Genomic DNA, 15,488 nt, shown 5'->3' on the forward strand with positions numbered 1-15,488 from the left:
TCCATCATTAAGCGCCCTGAACAAAGGATGACACAGCATGACAACCCCTGTTTCTGTATTGCGTTTTATCACCGCAGGTAGCGTGGACGATGGCAAATCGACTTTGATCGGTCGCTTGCTTTACGACAGCCAAGCCTTACTTGCCGACCAAGTGGCACAATTGAACAAACGCAGCGCTGGTGGCACGTTGGATTTGGCCAGCCTCACCGATGGCTTGGAAGCCGAGCGTGAGCAAGGCATTACCATTGATGTGGCGTATCGTTATTTCAGCACGCCAAAACGCAAATTCATCATTGCCGACACACCCGGACACGAACAATACACGCGCAACATGGTTACAGGTGCATCGACTGCGGACGCTGCGATTGTATTGGTCGATGCCACCCGTTTGGATTTTGAGCAATCGCCATTGCAATTGTTGTCACAAACCAAACGCCATTCTACTTTGCTTAAGCAAATCGGTTGCCGCCATATTATTGTCGCGGTGAACAAATTGGATTTGCTTGATTACAGCCAAGAAAAATTCAAACAAATTGTCACAGCTTACCGTCAATTGGCTGATACTATTGGTTTAAAAGATGTGTATTACGTGCCCATCTCGGCTTTGAATGGTGACAATATTGTCAATTCATCTGAGCACATGCCTTGGTTTGAAGGTGCGCCTTTGTTGACTTTGCTCGAAGGCTTGCCTGCGGCAGCGGATGAACAAATTAGCGATACGCCTGAAGAAGCTTATTTGCCTGTGCAACGTGTGGCACGCCAAGATGGCAGCGCAGCAGATGATTTCCGTGGTTATCAAGGTCGCATTGAGGCGGGCGTGTTCAGTGTGGGTCAAGCGGTGCGAGTGGAACCTAGCGCACGCACCTCAACCATCAGTGCCATTTATGGTGTGCAAGGTGAAGTCGCACGAGCCAGTCGTGGCGATGTGGTGACCATCACTTTAACCGATGACGTAGACATTTCTCGTGGTGATGTGTTGGTAGCATCGGACAGTATCGTTGTGCCAACCAAATTCTTATCCGCTACATTGAGCTGGTTGGATGAGCGTCCATTGAACACGGCACGCAAATATTGGCTCAAACACGGCACGCAAACCGTGTATGCCAAAGTCAAAGCGATTGATTATGTTTGGGACATGCAAACTTTGGGTCAAACGACTGAAGCGAATGATTTGAAAATGAATGACATCGGTCATGTGCGTTTGAGTTTGATGAAACCGATTGCCGCTTTAGAATATGCCAACAATCGTGCGGCAGGTGCTTTCATTTTGATTGATGATGCTACCAATCACACCGTGGCTGCGGGCATGATTGTGGCGACACAAGACCAAGATGATTGGGCGATTTGATTGCTTGATGAACCAAGAGCGTCCTGTAAATGTTTACAGGACGCTTCAAAATAAAAAAGTTTGAATTAAGGAACGCACGATGCAAACTGTATTACCGTTGACACCTGAGTGGCAGCAACAACTCGAGCAATTTTCGCCAACGCAATTGGCATGGTTGTCAGGTTATTGCTGGGCAAAAAGCCAAGACAGCAATGCCGTAGCCGCTGCCACAGGCGTAGCGCCAAACGCCATTGCGACTGCTGTGGAAGCTACTGCGGCTGCACCTGCTCGCAAAATCACTGTTTTGTCTGTGTCGCAAACAGGCAATGCGCGCCGTGTGGCAGAACAATTATTGGTGCAATTGCAAGAAGCGCAGTTGGATGCACAAATCATTGCTGCGGGCGACTACAAAGCCAAAAACATTGCCTCTGAAGACATTGTTTTGATGGTGACGTCGACTCAAGGCGAAGGCGAAGCGCCTGAAGAAGGCGTGAGCTTGCACAAATTCTTGCATGGCAAAAAAGCGCCACAATTGAATGGTGTGTCGTTTGCAGTGTTGGGCTTGGGTGACAGCTCGTATCCGAATTTTTGCCAAGCAGGCAAAGATTTTGATGCTGTGCTAGAGAAATTGGGCGCAACCCGTTTGGCGCCTCGTGTAGATTGTGATTTGGATTTTCAAGCTGCCGCAGATGCATGGCGCAACGATGTGGCGCAAACCGTGGTCGCTTTGGCGCAGCAAACATCGGTTTCAGCCGCAGTTGCCAGCAGTGCCGCGGTCGCTGTAGCCGTCACTGAGCAGCATTACACCAAAGAAAATCCATTCACAGCGACTTTGTCTGTGAGCCAAAAAATCACGGCCAATGAAGCGAACAAAGATGTGCGCCACATTGAAATTGATTTGGGCGATTCTGGTATTCAATACACCGCAGGCGATGCTTTGGGTGTGTGGTTTGGCAATGATGAGGCTTTGGTCGATGAAGTATTGCGTTTGTCGGTGTTAGAAGGCAGCGAAAACGTGGTGTTGAGCAATGGTGAAAGTGTCAGCATTCGTGAAGCTTTGCTTCATCAAGATGAATTGACACAAAACACGCCACAATTTATCAAAGGTTTTGCACAAATCAGCCAAAATGCCGATTTATTGGCTTTGATTGAAGACAATAAAGCTTTACAGGCCGCTGTCGATTGCACACCGATTGTGGGCATTTTGAATGATTATCCACATCCATTGACTGCCGAACAATTGCACGGCTTGCTCCGTCCATTGACACCACGCATGTATTCGATTGCATCTGCTCAAGCTGAAGTCGATGGCGAAGTGCATTTGACGGTCGGGCGTGTGGCGTATGAGCACCATGGCAATGCGTATACAGGTGGTGCATCGGGCTTTTTGTCTGACCGCTTGCAAGAGGGCGGTGATGTCAAAGTATTTGTTGAACCGAATAAAAACTTCCGTTTGCCTGAAAATGGTGACACGCCGATTATCATGATTGGTGCAGGTACAGGCGTGGCACCGTTTCGTGCGTTTATGCAACAACGTGATAACAATGGCGACACTGGCGCGAACTGGTTGGTGTTTGGCAATCAAAAATTCACCGATGACTTTTTGTATCAAGCCGAATGGTTGCAATACCGCAAGAGTGGTTTGTTGACGGCTGTATCGACTGCTTGGAGCCGTCAAGGTTCTGAGAAAGTGTATGTGCAACACAAATTGCGTGAAAATGCGGCAGCGGTATGGCAATGGTTGCAGCAAGGCGCGCATGTGTATGTGTGTGGTGATGCTTTGCGCATGGCAAAAGACGTGGAACAAGCATTGCTCGACATCATCAGTGAGCAAGGTCAAATGAGTTTGGACGACGCGGACGAATATTTGAGCCAATTGCGTGAAGACAAGCGTTACCAACGTGATGTTTATTAAATTTGAATTTGAATAAAAAATGAAGATTTTACAGGACGCTTGTAATGTCAGCGTCCTGTAAACACAAGGAACACAAAATGAGCACAAAAGACCCTCGCGCCAAATTGCCCGATGCACCGTTGTCTGACAATGAACGTTTGAAAAGTCAAAGCCATTTGTTGCGTGGCACCATCAAAGAAGATTTGGGCGATGAATTGACAGGCGGCTTTAATGGCGACAATTTCCAATTGATTCGTTTTCATGGCATGTACGAACAAGATGACCGTGACATTCGTGCCGAGCGTGTTGAGCAAAAATTAGAGCCGTTGAAAAACGTGATGTTGCGTTGCCGTTTGCCCGGCGGCATCATTCAGCCACAACAATGGTTGGGCATTGATGCGTTTGCTACCGAACACACGATGTATGGTTCGATTCGTTTGACCAACCGTCAAACATTTCAATTTCATGGCGTCCTGAAACAAGACATCAAACCAATGCACCAATGGCTTAACCAATTGGGCTTGGATTCGATTGCTACCGCAGGCGATGTGAATCGCAATGTGTTGTGTACATCCAATCCTGTGGAATCGTCTTTGCACCAAGAGGCGTATGAATGGGCGAAGAAAATTTCGGAACATTTGCTGCCTCGCACGCATGCGTATGCGGAAATTTGGCTCGATGGCGAAAAATTTGCGTCCAGCGAAGACGGTGTGGAGCGTGAGCCGATTTTGGGCGAAACCTATTTGCCACGCAAATTCAAAACCACCGTGGTGGTACCACCGACCAATGACATTGATGTACACGCCAACGATTTGAACTTTGTGGCGATTGCTGAAAATGGCAAATTGATCGGCTTCAATGTGTTGGTCGGCGGCGGTTTGTCGATGGAACATGGCAATACCAAAACGTACCCTAACACCGCGCGCGATTTGGGTTATGTGCCTTTGGAATACACTTTGAAGGCCGCTGAAGGCGTGGTGTCGGTACAGCGTGATTGGGGCAATCGCTCTGACCGTAAAAATGCCAAAACCCGCTATACTTTAGAACGTGTGGGTGTGGATGTATTCCGTGAGGAAGTGGAAAACCGCATGGGCGTGAAATTTGAGCCAACACGCCCATACGAATTCACGCATCGTGGCGATCGCATAGGTTGGGTTGAAGGCGAAGACAAAAAATGGCATTTGACTTTGTTCATTGAAAACGGTCGTTTGCTCGATTATCCAAACAAACCATTGAAAACAGGCATGCGTGAAATTGCCAAAATTCACACAGGCGATTTCCGTTTGACTGCCAACCAAAATTTAATCGTGGCGGGCGTGGCGAAAAAAGACAAAGCCAAAATCGAAAAATTGGCGCGTGAACACGGCTTGATGGCGGACAACATCAGCCGCCAGCGTGAAGCGTCGATGGCGTGTGTGTCTTATCCGACTTGCCCATTGGCGATGGCCGAAGCGGAGCGTTTCTTGCCTGACTTTACCACAGCGATTGAGCAATTATTGAGCAAACACGGTGTGGCGGACGAAGCGATTATTTTGCGCATCACCGGTTGCCCAAATGGTTGTGGTCGAGCCATGCTCGCGGAAGTGGGTTTGGTTGGCAAAGCGCAAGGTCGTTACAATTTGCATGTGGGCGGCAACACAGCGGGTACACGCATTCCACGTTTGTACAAAGAAAACATCACGCCTGATGAAATTTTGTTGATTTTGGATGCGTGGATTGGCGCGTGGGCAAAAGAGCGTTTAGATGGTGAATGTTTTGGTGATTTTGCCATTCGCAGTGGCATTGTGAAACCTGTGGTGAATGCACCCGTAGATTTTTGGGATGTCAGCCAAGTGACGGTGTAAGCCATTTGATGATGTGTCACAAGCGTCCTGTAAGTATTTACAGGACGCTTGTTTTTTTAGCGTTGCGCTGTGGTGACATGAAACAAACGTGTGGCAACGCTTTGGTCTTTGCGTGTGACTTCGTCGTGAAAGCTTTTGGTGGTGATATTTTGAAAGCCTGTTTGCGTAAGCAATGCTTCTAATTTGTTGGGTGCATAAGGCTTAAATTGATGACCGACAAATGGCAAGGTTTGCAAAAATTCAGGATCCATATACACCAAAGCCAAGCGACCTAAAGCGCTCAATTGTTGTTTGAGCTGGAGCAGCAAAAATTGGGGTTGATCCCAAAAATAAATGGTATTGACGCTCAAAATGCCATCGAATGCTTGTATGAACGAAGGAATATATTGACCATCGTAATGCCAAAACGTGGCGCGGTAATGGTTGACCATTTCTTGATTGAGCAGATGCGCTTGTTCGCACATCAATTCGGAAATTTCCAAGCCTGTGTAATGGATGTCGCTGCGTTTTTTTAATAAAGGCGTGACATGGGCAGCATTGCCATGTCCGAGTTCTAAGACACGCCCATTGGGCGCCAAACGCATGCATTGCCAACCATTTAAGGTCATATTGATGTTGGTGGCGTGCATCATGTCGGCGATGTCTAAACCTTGTTCGCCTTGAGGGCAGGCTAATTGTTGTTCGATGGCTTGTAATTGTGGGGTGGTGGCCATAATGATGTATTCTAAAAAATGATGATAGTGGGCATGATGCGGTGGTTGGGTTATTGTTATGATAACAGAATGAAGGCGGAGGTTTGGATGAAAGCAAGCTTATTGGTGGTGTATTTGTTCCACAATGAGGTAAAAGTTTTGGCTTCAGACCAAAAAGCTTGGAATTTGGCATTGGCGTTTGCCCATCCACGCAGTTTGGTAGGGAATGTTCCTATTTTAGAACAAGGTTTGCGTTTGTTGTTGCAAGATTATTGGCATGAGCAGACTTATTTACAGCGTTATGTTGGTGTACAGAAAATAGTGTGGGTGTTACCGCCACAAATAGGTGGTTTGAGCTTTTTGGAACTGCGCGTATTAAAAGAATTGTCGCATGTTTTGTTGGGTGGGCGAATGTATGCTTATGTAATTGAGTCTGAGCCATTGAATTATGCGTATTGGCAGGCGAAAATACCCACTTTAAAACGGCTTTGAACTAGGGAAGAAGGTAAGGGGCATGAAGCAAATATTGGCAGCAGGTGTGTTGATGGTGGCAACGGCGTTTGCCCAAGCACAAAACTATAACAATGGCGAAGATTTATCGCGTTTTGTCACCAGTGAAGCGTTTGGAAAAATGTCGGCAGCTGAATTGAAACCGATACAAAAAAAAGTACAAGCGCATTTGGACAAATGTGTAGCGGCAACGGTCAAGCATTTACAGCAAGATTCTAAAAGCCATGATGGCGTGACAGCAGCGATGGTGCAAAAACACTATCAAGTGTGGGTGCCATATTACAAAACTGGGTGTGAAATTTATGCTGCTGAGCATGAAGAAGAGGCACAAAGCCGTGCTAATTTGCAAATGCGCTGCGAAGTGTTTAGCCAATCGTCTTTTTACAGCAATTTATTGGCTTATCAACACAAACCATTGGAATCTTGCCAATAATAGCGTCCTGTAAAGATGAAAAAAGATGCCGATCAAGCATCTTTTTTATTTCGATGAGGTTCATGGTATAGATTAACGCAGGAATACAGACAAAATCACATTGCTTAAGGTGTTAATCAAAATATAATTTTGATCTACTTTGACCCAGCGTTGGTTTTTACCTGCTTTGGGTAAATGACGTTGTTCTTTGCTATCTGCCCAATATGCTTTGCCACGGTAGTTTTTGTTTAATACCTGCCCACGCTTCCAAGTTTGGTGTGCTTGTGTTTTTTTAGGTACAATTTTTTGTTGGTCTTGATATTGATTGTTGTTTTTGTGTGAGTATGATGGGTGGGGTTTTGTATGTGACGAATGAGATTGGCTGTGTTGTGGCGCGGCCATGGCAGGTATGGCAACCATGCTCATTAGACTGGCAATGATAGCGGTGGTGATCAATTTCTTCATGAGTAACTCCTTAGGTTCTATCTGCTGTGGATGGAAACCATCTTAAGCGGTGAAACTTAGAGTTCACTTAGAGAAATATAAAACTAGGTTAATCAATGCTGCATAAAATTTACATATTGTGCAGATGATTTTTTTGGCTCATGGGTGGGTCAATTTATTGTTTTACTTAAAGCGTAAATTTCAATATTAAATTTATCTAAAATAGGATATATTGAAAAAACATAACAATATCATGCGCAAATGACAGATTGAGATGAAATGAATAATAAGCTTTATCGTAAGCAAGTGCCTTCAACGCATGCGATGCGTTGCTTTGAAGCTGCTGCGCGACATTTGAGTTTTACCTTGGCAGCAGAAGAATTGAATATGACGCAAAGTGCGGTTAGCAAACAAGTTGCCATGCTCGAGTACACCTTGAAAATTCAATTGTTTATCCGAGTACGTCAACGTTTGCAACTGGCGCCACCTGGACAATTGTATTTTCAAGAGGTCACACGTATTTTGGCTTTGATTGAAGAAGCTTCTTTGGAAATGTTGTCTTATGATGATCGTGCTGACAGCATTCGCATCGCGACCCATCCTAGTTTTGGTACCAATTGGCTGATTCCCGCCTTGCAAGGCTTTCGAGAGCGACATCAGTATATTGAATTGACTTTTCAGGATTATGTGGATCCAAGCGACTTGGGCGCCGCAGACATTGATGTGGCATTCATTCATGGTGAAGGACATTGGGAAAATCTGAAGACCATCAAATTGTTTGATGAAGTGATGGTGCCGGTGTGTTCGCCTGATATGTTAGAGCGATATGGCTCAGATGGCATAGAGCAATTGTATTTAGAACAGCCTTTATTGCAATGTCGTACTCGAGTGGATGCTTGGTCAGAGTTTTTTGATTGTATGGATTTGGAGCATCCTAATGGTTATCGTGGCCCACGTTTTGAAACTTGGTCATCGTTGATGGCTGCGGCAGAGCATGATTTTGGCGTGGGGTTGGTGCCAGAATTTTTATTGCAAAAATATTTGAAGACGGGGCGTTTGGTGAAAATGTCGGCGCACAAATTAGAAAGTGCTGGTGCTTATTACATGGCGTATCCAGAACATTTTGCGGCAGAACCGAAAATCATGGCGATTGCCGATTGGATTCAAGAACACTTGTATGAAAAAAGCGCATGAACCAAGCACTAAAATTCGTTTGAAGACTGTTACAGGACGCTTGATACTCTTTGTTCACACATGATTAAAACAAACGGACTCAAAATGAATATCGTGGTAGTTGGAGCGGGAATTGCAGGCGTGTGTACGGCTTGGTATTTGACCAAAGCAGGGCATCAAGTGACGGTGGTAGAGGCTTTGTCAGAAGTGGCACAAGAAACCAGTTTTGCCAATGCAGGTATGTTAACGCAAGGTTATGCAGCCCCTTGGGCAGCTCCCAATGTGGTTAAGCAATCGTGGAAAATGTTGCGTGAGCCGAGCAAGCCTTTGTGTATCAAGCCCGATGGCAGCTTGGAGCAAGTCAAATGGTTGTGGAAAATGTATGGTTATTGCAATGCCGAAGACTTTTCTCGCAACCGTCAACACATGTATCAATTGGGCAAACGCAATTTGCAATTGTTGCATCAATTGAAAAATGAATTGGCATTGGATTATGCAGGTCGTGCGCAAGGGACGTTGGAGGTTTTTCGTGCCAGCGGCGATTATCAAGCTTGTGTTGATGACACTGATTTTTTAAACCAACAAGGCATTGCCCATGTATTGCTAGAGCCGCAAAATTGCAATGAGTTTGAGCCTGCCATCGCCACTGACCAATTCAGTGGCGCTTTGCGTTTGAATGAGGATGAAACGGGCGATTGTCATTTGTTTGCGCAACAATTGAAACAATATTGTGAGCAGTTTGGCGTCAAATTTTTGTTTGAACATGCCGTCAGTGCCATTTTAAATGATGGTCAAAGTGTCACAGGCGTGGTTGCAGCTGGCAAAACCTTATTGGCAGACCATGTGGTCTTAACCACAGGTTGTCAAACCAAGCGTTTGTTACAAAGCATCGGTTTGGATGCAATGATTTATCCTGTGAAAGGTTATTCGATTACGGTGCCGATTAAAGATGAAAGTCGCGCGCCACAATCTACTATTTTAGACTATCAATACAAAGTGGCAATTACACGCATGGGTGACCATATTCGGGTCGGTGGCATTGCAGAAATTTCTGGTTGGGACAAAATCAAAATCAGTCACAATGAAGAGACTTTGAAAATGGTGTTGAACGATTTGTTTCCCGGCTCGGCAGATTTGGAAGAAACCCAATTTTGGATGGGCATGCGTCCGATGACACCTGATGGTCCGCCTTTGATTGGTCGAATGCCATTGGCAGGTTTGTCGGTGAATGCAGGTCATGGTACGTTTGGTTGGACGTTTGGCTTGGCGGCAGCAAAATTATTGCAAGAATCTTTGTCGGTGGATTATGCCGTACAAAAGCAAAGCCCGTTTTATCCTAGTCGTTATCAAGCGTGATGGTCTGAGTTGGTAAGGTTTACAGGACGCTCTAAGCGTCCTGTAATGTTTTAAATAAGCGTATTAGATTTTTTACAGGACGCTTTAAGCGTCCTGTAAATTGAATCTTAATTGACCAAATTCAAACATTGACCCAAATGGTATGCGCTGAAGCTGGTTTCATAAAACAAAGATTTCAAATTGCTGTTTTTGCATTCGCATTCGCTCACGCCTTTGAATGGCAATGGCAAAATATCTGGATTGCCTTCGATGACGTATTCTGCCATCAAGCGACCCATTAATGTGCCTGTGGTGACGCCACGACCGTTATAGCCTGTGGCTGCAACCACGCCTAATTCAGGTTCAAACAAGCGTGGAATATGGTCGTCGGTAAAGCCAATGCGCCCACTCCAAACATATTCCCATTCAACATTTTTACCCAGTTGTGGGTAGTAAAATTGTTGTACGCGATCGGCCCATTTCTTTAAGAACCATTCAGGTTTGTTGTCGCCACGACCCAAGCTGCCCAAAATCAAACGGCCGTCTTTATCACGACGAATGCTGGATAAAACGGTGCGTGTGTCCCAAGAGCCTTGTTTGTGCGGCAAAATACTGTCGGCAGCTGCGCCTGTTAATGGTTTGGACGCAACTTGATAATAATAGCCTGGATACAAAGCCGAGGTGATATTGGTCCAATCGCCTTCGGTGTAAGCATTGCTGGCAATGATGATTTTGTCGGCTAAAACGCTGTGGCCATTGGAAGTTTGTACCAACCATTGAGAACCTTGGCGTTCAATTTTAACCACTTTGGTGTGTTCGTGTAGGTGTGCACCCAATTTGTGGGCAGCTTCAGACAAAGATTTGGCATAAGCAAATGGATTGACCGTACCACAACGCAAATCCAATAAGGCACTTGGAATTTTATCTGTGCCACAATATTCTTGGCACTCAGCACCTGTGAGCAAGCGCATGTTTGCACCACGACGCGTCCATTGATGATAGCGGTCTGCAATGTCGGCAGAGCCTTTGGCATTGTGCGCCATGTGCAAGGTGCCTGTGTGGGTGTGTTGCGCATCAAGTTGGTATTTTTCAATCATTTCAAATACCAAATACGGCACTTCGCCAAAGGCTTTATTGAATTTTTGACCTGCTTTTTCACCTAAGATTTTTTCAAATTCGTCAGGTTTAATCCAAGAGCCTGCATTGACCAAGCCGACATTGCGTCCTGAACCACCATAAGCCAAATGGGTGGCCTCCAAAACGCGAACATCTTTGCCCAATTCACGCAAGCGAATGGCAGCGTTCAAGCCTGTAAATCCTGCACCAATCACGCAAACATCGGTGCGTACGTCTTCTTTGAGTGCTGCATAAGTAGGAATGTGGTCTACCAAATCCGGCCACAAACATTTGTGTTTCAAGTCCATTGAGTGTTCCTTCTACTGCATAGATTGCGGTGTGTCAGTTGGCAAGTGTCAGTAAATTTTGTAAATCGGCATACAAATTGTCATCCAATTCAATATAGCCTTGTTGTTGGTTTTGGGCGCGTGCTTTGAAGCGGCGTTGTGAAGGCAAGCGTGCACCTGAGGCATTGAATTGGTTTAAGAAGTCTTCGCCACGCTGTTGGTGGGCAGTCCAGTCATCGCCTAACAATATTTTAGGATCAATGGCGATGATGATTTCACCACCATAAGGCAATGTTGGCGTGCCATCGGCAAAAGCCATCGATTCTTGACTGGTCATGTCGCCAATGGCAATGCCTGCGAGCAATTCCACCATGGTCGAAATGGCCGAGCCTTTGTGACCACCAAAAGTCAGCATCGCCCCTTGCATCGCAGCAGCAGGGTCAGTAGTGGGATTGCCTTGGGCATCAATGGCCAAACCTTCAGGCATTTGGGTGCCATGGCGGTGGTGCAATTGAATTTCGCCGCGCGCGGTGGCACTGGTGGCAAAATCAAATACATAAGGCTCTTGTGGATTGATGCGTGGAAAGCCAAAACCCAATGGGTTGGTGCCTAATAAGGGTTTGGTACTGCCAGCAGGGGCGACCCACGCATGGCTAGGTGTGGAATTGATGGCAATCAAACCTGCTTGGGTCAATTGCTCAATTTCTACCCATAATGCTGAAAAGTGGACGCAATGGTTAATGGCCAATAAAGCGATGCCATTTTGTTGGGCTTTTTCGATCAGACGTGGCAAACCCACAGAAAATGCTGTGGTAGCTGAACCCATGTGTGCATCGATTTTGACAATCGAGCCGACATCTTGTGTGATAGTTGGGGTGGCGGTAGCGGAAATTTTGCCATGTTTTAACGTGTCAATCAGACCTAATAAACGCCAAACGCCATGTGAATGGCATTGATCTTGTTGGGCAGTGACCAAAGTATGGGTAATGCTTTTTTGGTGCTCTGGTGTGAAGCCGTAAGCCGCCAGAATATCGTGACTTAATTGTGTTAATTGCGTTGGGGTGATGTGCATATTATTGTCCTTAGTGTTACAAAACCTTCCCAAACGTAGTTTGGGAAGGTTGCTTCATCAGCTGATTAAAGACTCTGCGTGACGAGCTGTTTGCAGTTGCTCTTTGGAAACAGGCTCCGTACGTGGTACAAACCAACCAGTTAATGCATATAAAATACCGAATAAAGGCGACAACCAACAGAAAATAGCGAATGGTGCGTACACAATGGTTGGAACACCTAAGGTGGCAGTCACAAAACCACCGCCCATATTCCAAGGAATCAATGGAGATACCAAGGTGCCACAATCTTCTAAGGTTCGAGACAAGGTTGTGCGGTCATAACCCAGCTCTTTGTATTTTCCTTGCAACAAGCGACCTGGCAATACCAAGGAAGTATAAACCTCACCCAAAATCAAGCTCACAGCCAAGCCACTACCATAAGTGGCTGACAACAAGCTCATGCGAGATTTGATGATGTTTTCCAATTTACCCAAAATCGCATCAAACGTGCCATAAGTTTCCAAAGCACCAACAAATGCCAATGAGAACATGGTCAAAGTCACGGTCCATGTCATCGACATGACACCACCTTTAGACAGCAAACTGTCAACGGTGCTGATGCCTGTTTGCGCTTTGTAACCATTTTGTAAAATATTAAAGATATCCTTAACTGGAACATCTTGAACAAATATTGCAATCAATGCACCCAAAGCCACACCCAAACAAATGGTACCCATGGCTGAGTATTTGCGGTAACCCATGTAAATCACTACCGCAGCAGGAATCAAAGTTAACCAACCCAATTGGAAATTGGCATTCATGGCGTTTTTGATGGTGTCAGTCGTGGTTATGGCAGCATTGGCTTCACTGTAACCTTGACCAATATAAGCATAAATCAATACTGAAATCACCAAAGCTGGAACGGTACATGGCAACATACCACGAATGTGATCCCACAGATTCACATCGGCCACAGCAGGCGTTAAATTGGTTGTGTCAGACAAAGGTGACATTTTGTCACCAAAAAAGCTGCCTGAAACCACCGCACCAGCTGTCCAATATAAAGGGATGCCCATTGCATCCCCAATACCCATCATCGCCAAGCCAACAGTACCGACTGTACCCCAAGATGTACCTGTTGCTAAGGATACCAAACATGCCAAGATACAGGTCGCAGGCAAGAAAATACTTGGTGACAACACTGCTAAACCAGCATTGACGATGGTTGGTACAGTGCCAGCAGCAATCCAAACCGAAATCAACATACCCACACACATCAAAATGAGTACAGCAGGTAAGCCTACTTTCATGACGGTGAACATTTGTTTTTCCATATGGCTCCAAGTTTGACCTTTTAGAGCCATGAATAAGCCAGTAATGCAAATACCAATAATCAAAGGAATATGGGGAGTGAAATCTTTAAAGATGAAAAATTGCACTGCCATGATGGCAGTGGTAATAAGTAAAGGTGTGACATCAAACCAAAAAGGATACTGCTTAAGATGGTGATACTTCTTAATCATGTGATGCTCCTTAAAAAAGGACAATACCATTCCTAGGCTGCTGTTTTTGAAGACAGCACCCTGAGGTTTTTTGTGAGAGAAATGGGACTTACAGGCCGCCTAAATCCATGATTTAGTCAAATTTGATGCCTTGTGCCAATGGCAACTCACGTGAGTAATTGATGGTATTGGTTTGACGACGCATATAGCCTTTCCATGCATCAGAACCTGATTCACGGCCGCCACCAGTTTCTTTTTCACCACCGAATGCGCCACCGATTTCAGCACCGCTGGTACCGATATTGACGTTGGCAATGCCACAATCGCTGCCAACTGCGCTTTGGAAGATTTCTGCTTCGCGTACGTCAGTGGTGAATACGCAAGAAGACAAGCCTTGAGGCACTTCATTGTTCAAGCGCAAAGCATCTTCAAAGTTTTCGTATTCCAACACATACAAAATTGGGGCAAAGGTTTCGTGTTTCACCACGTCGGTTTGCGCTGGCATTTCTGCAATGGCAGGTGCCACATAGTATGCATCTGGATACACATCCGCCAATTGACGCTCACCACCGAATACTTCACCACCTTGTTCTTTGGCTTGAGCCAAAGCGTCCTGCATGGCGTTGAAGCTGGCCTCATCTACCAATGGACCGACCAAATTGTTTTCAGTTGGATTGCCAATGGATACGGTTTGGTAAGATTTTTTCAATTTTTCCAATACTTGGGCTTTAACGTCTTTGTGAACAATCAAGCGACGCAAAGTAGTACAACGTTGACCCGCTGTGCCTACTGCGCTGAATAAAATCGCACGAGTGGCCAATTCCAAATCTGCGCTTGGTGTCAAAATCATGGCATTGTTGCCGCCCAATTCCAAAATAGAACGACCAAAGCGAGCAGCTACTGCTTTACCTACTTCACGACCCATGCGAGTGCTGCCTGTTGCGCTGATTAATGGTACGCGTTCGTCATTAACCAAAGCTTCACCAGCATCACGGTCACCAACAATCAAGCTAGACAAATTGGCAGGCGCATCACTGCCAAAACGAGCAACTGCTTTTTCAAACAAGGCTTGGCAAGCGATGGCTGTCAATGGGGTTTTTTCAGATGGTTTCCAAACAATAGAGTTGCCTGCAATCAAAGCCAAGGCTGCATTCCAAGACCAAACGGCAACAGGGAAATTGAATGCACTGATGATGCCGACAGGGCCGACTGGATGCCAAGTTTCACGCATGTGGTGACCTGGACGTTCTGATGCGATGGTCAGACCATACAATTGACGCGACAAACCGACTGCGAAATCACAAATATCAATCATTTCTTGCACTTCACCCAAAGCTTCTTGAGTGATTTTGCCTGCTTCTAGTGTGACTACTTGTGCCAAATCTTCTTTGTGCTCACGCAGAACCTCACCCAATATGCGTACCAATTCACCACGGCGTGGAGCCGGGATTTTACGCCATTGTTCAAATGCCGCTTGTGACTGGTCGATCACAGCGGCCACATCAGCTGCAGGTAAATAGTTAACCAAGCCGATGGTGCTGCCATCAATAGGACTGCGTACGATTTGATCACCGCCTTGGTAAATGTTTTTATCTACGTTTAATGCACTGAAAAGGGTGATATCGACAGTATTTAATGTGGTTTGCGTCATGTGTGTCTCCGTGATGTGAGTCAAATTAAATTTGGTCTTTGAAGCATGTATGAATTGGCTTGAAGCCATCATGGTTTGATGGACATCAAATTTTCTGCCTAAGCAGAGTATTACAGCCGTATTTATTTTCGCAAACGAAGTATTAGACTGTACTCATTCTTTTTTGGAATGGCGATAGGATATTTTCTATTGGCAGTCGGTACTTTTTCTACTTTGTGTATTACAACATTTTTTGAGTATTTATCATGC

At 45.6% G+C, this 15,488-nt stretch carries 13 protein-coding genes; 7 read left to right on the forward strand and 6 right to left on the reverse strand.

The annotated features are described in order from the left end of the window. Window positions 1-37: 37 nt before the first annotated feature. The 3 genes from H150_RS0105165 (at window position 38) to cysI (ending at window position 5,065) form a co-directional block, all read left to right on the forward strand. The gene (locus H150_RS0105165) at window positions 38-1,348 is read left to right on the forward strand and encodes a sulfate adenylyltransferase subunit 1 (RefSeq protein ID WP_019957992.1); all 1,311 of its coding nucleotides are present in this window, start codon (window positions 38-40) and stop codon (window positions 1,346-1,348) included. Window positions 1,349-1,427: 79 nt separating this feature from the next. Further along, window positions 1,428-3,242, forward strand: coding sequence for an assimilatory sulfite reductase (NADPH) flavoprotein subunit (locus H150_RS0105170; RefSeq protein ID WP_019957993.1), 1,815 nt, complete (start codon window positions 1,428-1,430; stop codon window positions 3,240-3,242). 77 nt (window positions 3,243-3,319) lie between these two features. Beyond that, complete coding sequence (gene cysI, locus H150_RS0105175) at window positions 3,320-5,065, forward strand: assimilatory sulfite reductase (NADPH) hemoprotein subunit (RefSeq protein WP_019957994.1); 1,746 nt, start codon at window positions 3,320-3,322, stop codon at window positions 5,063-5,065. A gap of 56 nt (window positions 5,066-5,121) precedes the next feature. Here cysI and H150_RS13785 read toward each other — a convergent pair whose 3' ends face one another. Continuing rightward, window positions 5,122-5,778, reverse strand: a complete 657-nt coding sequence (locus H150_RS13785) for a class I SAM-dependent methyltransferase (RefSeq protein WP_019957995.1) — start codon at window positions 5,776-5,778, stop codon at window positions 5,122-5,124. Between the two features lie 87 nt (window positions 5,779-5,865). On the opposite strand from H150_RS13785, the gene H150_RS0105185 reads away from it, so the two are divergent. After that, window positions 5,866-6,249, forward strand: a complete 384-nt coding sequence (locus tag H150_RS0105185; RefSeq protein WP_019957996.1) for a hypothetical protein — start codon at window positions 5,866-5,868, stop codon at window positions 6,247-6,249. Window positions 6,250-6,271: 22 nt separating this feature from the next. Beyond that, window positions 6,272-6,700: a hypothetical protein gene (locus H150_RS0105190; protein WP_019957997.1), complete on the forward strand. Its 429-nt coding sequence runs from the start codon at window positions 6,272-6,274 to the stop codon at window positions 6,698-6,700. A 72-nt stretch (window positions 6,701-6,772) separates the two neighbouring features. Here H150_RS0105190 and H150_RS0105195 read toward each other — a convergent pair whose 3' ends face one another. Beyond that, window positions 6,773-7,144, reverse strand: a complete 372-nt coding sequence (locus H150_RS0105195; protein ID WP_019957998.1) for an RcnB family protein — start codon at window positions 7,142-7,144, stop codon at window positions 6,773-6,775. Window positions 7,145-7,402: 258 nt separating this feature from the next. Here H150_RS0105195 and H150_RS0105200 point away from each other — a divergent pair, with 258 nt between their 5' ends. Both H150_RS0105200 and H150_RS13790 read left to right on the forward strand, forming a co-directional pair. Continuing rightward, window positions 7,403-8,317 (forward strand): LysR substrate-binding domain-containing protein, encoded by a 915-nt coding sequence (locus tag H150_RS0105200; RefSeq protein WP_019957999.1) that lies wholly within the window; start codon window positions 7,403-7,405, stop codon window positions 8,315-8,317. Window positions 8,318-8,401: 84 nt separating this feature from the next. Further along, complete coding sequence (locus H150_RS13790) at window positions 8,402-9,652, forward strand: D-amino acid dehydrogenase (RefSeq protein WP_051082995.1); 1,251 nt, start codon at window positions 8,402-8,404, stop codon at window positions 9,650-9,652. A 107-nt stretch (window positions 9,653-9,759) separates the two neighbouring features. On the opposite strand, the gene amaA is transcribed toward H150_RS13790, so the two are convergent. The 4 genes from amaA to amaB all read right to left on the reverse strand — a co-directional run bounded on the left by amaA (window position 9,760) and on the right by amaB (window position 15,239). Beyond that, the gene (gene amaA, locus H150_RS0105210; protein ID WP_019958001.1) at window positions 9,760-11,055 is read right to left on the reverse strand and encodes an L-pipecolate oxidase; all 1,296 of its coding nucleotides are present in this window, start codon (window positions 11,053-11,055) and stop codon (window positions 9,760-9,762) included. A 34-nt stretch (window positions 11,056-11,089) separates the two neighbouring features. Then, on the reverse strand, window positions 11,090-12,106 hold the full coding sequence (locus tag H150_RS0105215) for an Ldh family oxidoreductase (protein ID WP_019958002.1): 1,017 nt from the start codon (window positions 12,104-12,106) through the stop codon (window positions 11,090-11,092). Between the two features lie 57 nt (window positions 12,107-12,163). Then, window positions 12,164-13,609, reverse strand: a complete 1,446-nt coding sequence (gene nhaC / locus H150_RS0105220) for a Na+/H+ antiporter NhaC (RefSeq protein WP_040755689.1) — start codon at window positions 13,607-13,609, stop codon at window positions 12,164-12,166. A 112-nt stretch (window positions 13,610-13,721) separates the two neighbouring features. Continuing rightward, window positions 13,722-15,239, reverse strand: a complete 1,518-nt coding sequence (gene amaB, locus H150_RS0105225) for an L-piperidine-6-carboxylate dehydrogenase (protein ID WP_155970422.1) — start codon at window positions 15,237-15,239, stop codon at window positions 13,722-13,724. Between the last annotated feature and the right edge of the window lie 249 nt (window positions 15,240-15,488).

The organism is Vitreoscilla stercoraria DSM 513 (assembly GCF_000382305.1).
GTDB classification, from domain to species: Bacteria; Pseudomonadota; Gammaproteobacteria; order Burkholderiales; family Neisseriaceae; genus Vitreoscilla; species Vitreoscilla stercoraria.

Coding starts and splice junctions, on each gene's coding strand:
- amaA (WP_019958001.1), bottom strand. CDS start 11,055: ATGGACTTGAAACACAAATGTTTGTGGCCGGATTTGGTAGACCACATT.
- H150_RS0105200 (WP_019957999.1), top strand. CDS start 7,403: ATGAATAATAAGCTTTATCGTAAGCAAGTGCCTTCAACGCATGCGATG.
- H150_RS0105165 (WP_019957992.1), top strand. CDS start 38: ATGACAACCCCTGTTTCTGTATTGCGTTTTATCACCGCAGGTAGCGTG.
- cysI (WP_019957994.1), top strand. CDS start 3,320: ATGAGCACAAAAGACCCTCGCGCCAAATTGCCCGATGCACCGTTGTCT.
- H150_RS13790 (WP_051082995.1), top strand. CDS start 8,402: ATGAATATCGTGGTAGTTGGAGCGGGAATTGCAGGCGTGTGTACGGCT.
- H150_RS0105190 (WP_019957997.1), top strand. CDS start 6,272: ATGAAGCAAATATTGGCAGCAGGTGTGTTGATGGTGGCAACGGCGTTT.
- H150_RS0105185 (WP_019957996.1), top strand. CDS start 5,866: ATGAAAGCAAGCTTATTGGTGGTGTATTTGTTCCACAATGAGGTAAAA.
- H150_RS0105215 (WP_019958002.1), bottom strand. CDS start 12,106: ATGCACATCACCCCAACGCAATTAACACAATTAAGTCACGATATTCTG.
- H150_RS13785 (WP_019957995.1), bottom strand. CDS start 5,778: ATGGCCACCACCCCACAATTACAAGCCATCGAACAACAATTAGCCTGC.
- amaB (WP_155970422.1), bottom strand. CDS start 15,239: ATGACGCAAACCACATTAAATACTGTCGATATCACCCTTTTCAGTGCA.
- H150_RS0105195 (WP_019957998.1), bottom strand. CDS start 7,144: ATGAAGAAATTGATCACCACCGCTATCATTGCCAGTCTAATGAGCATG.
- nhaC (WP_040755689.1), bottom strand. CDS start 13,609: ATGATTAAGAAGTATCACCATCTTAAGCAGTATCCTTTTTGGTTTGAT.
- H150_RS0105170 (WP_019957993.1), top strand. CDS start 1,428: ATGCAAACTGTATTACCGTTGACACCTGAGTGGCAGCAACAACTCGAG.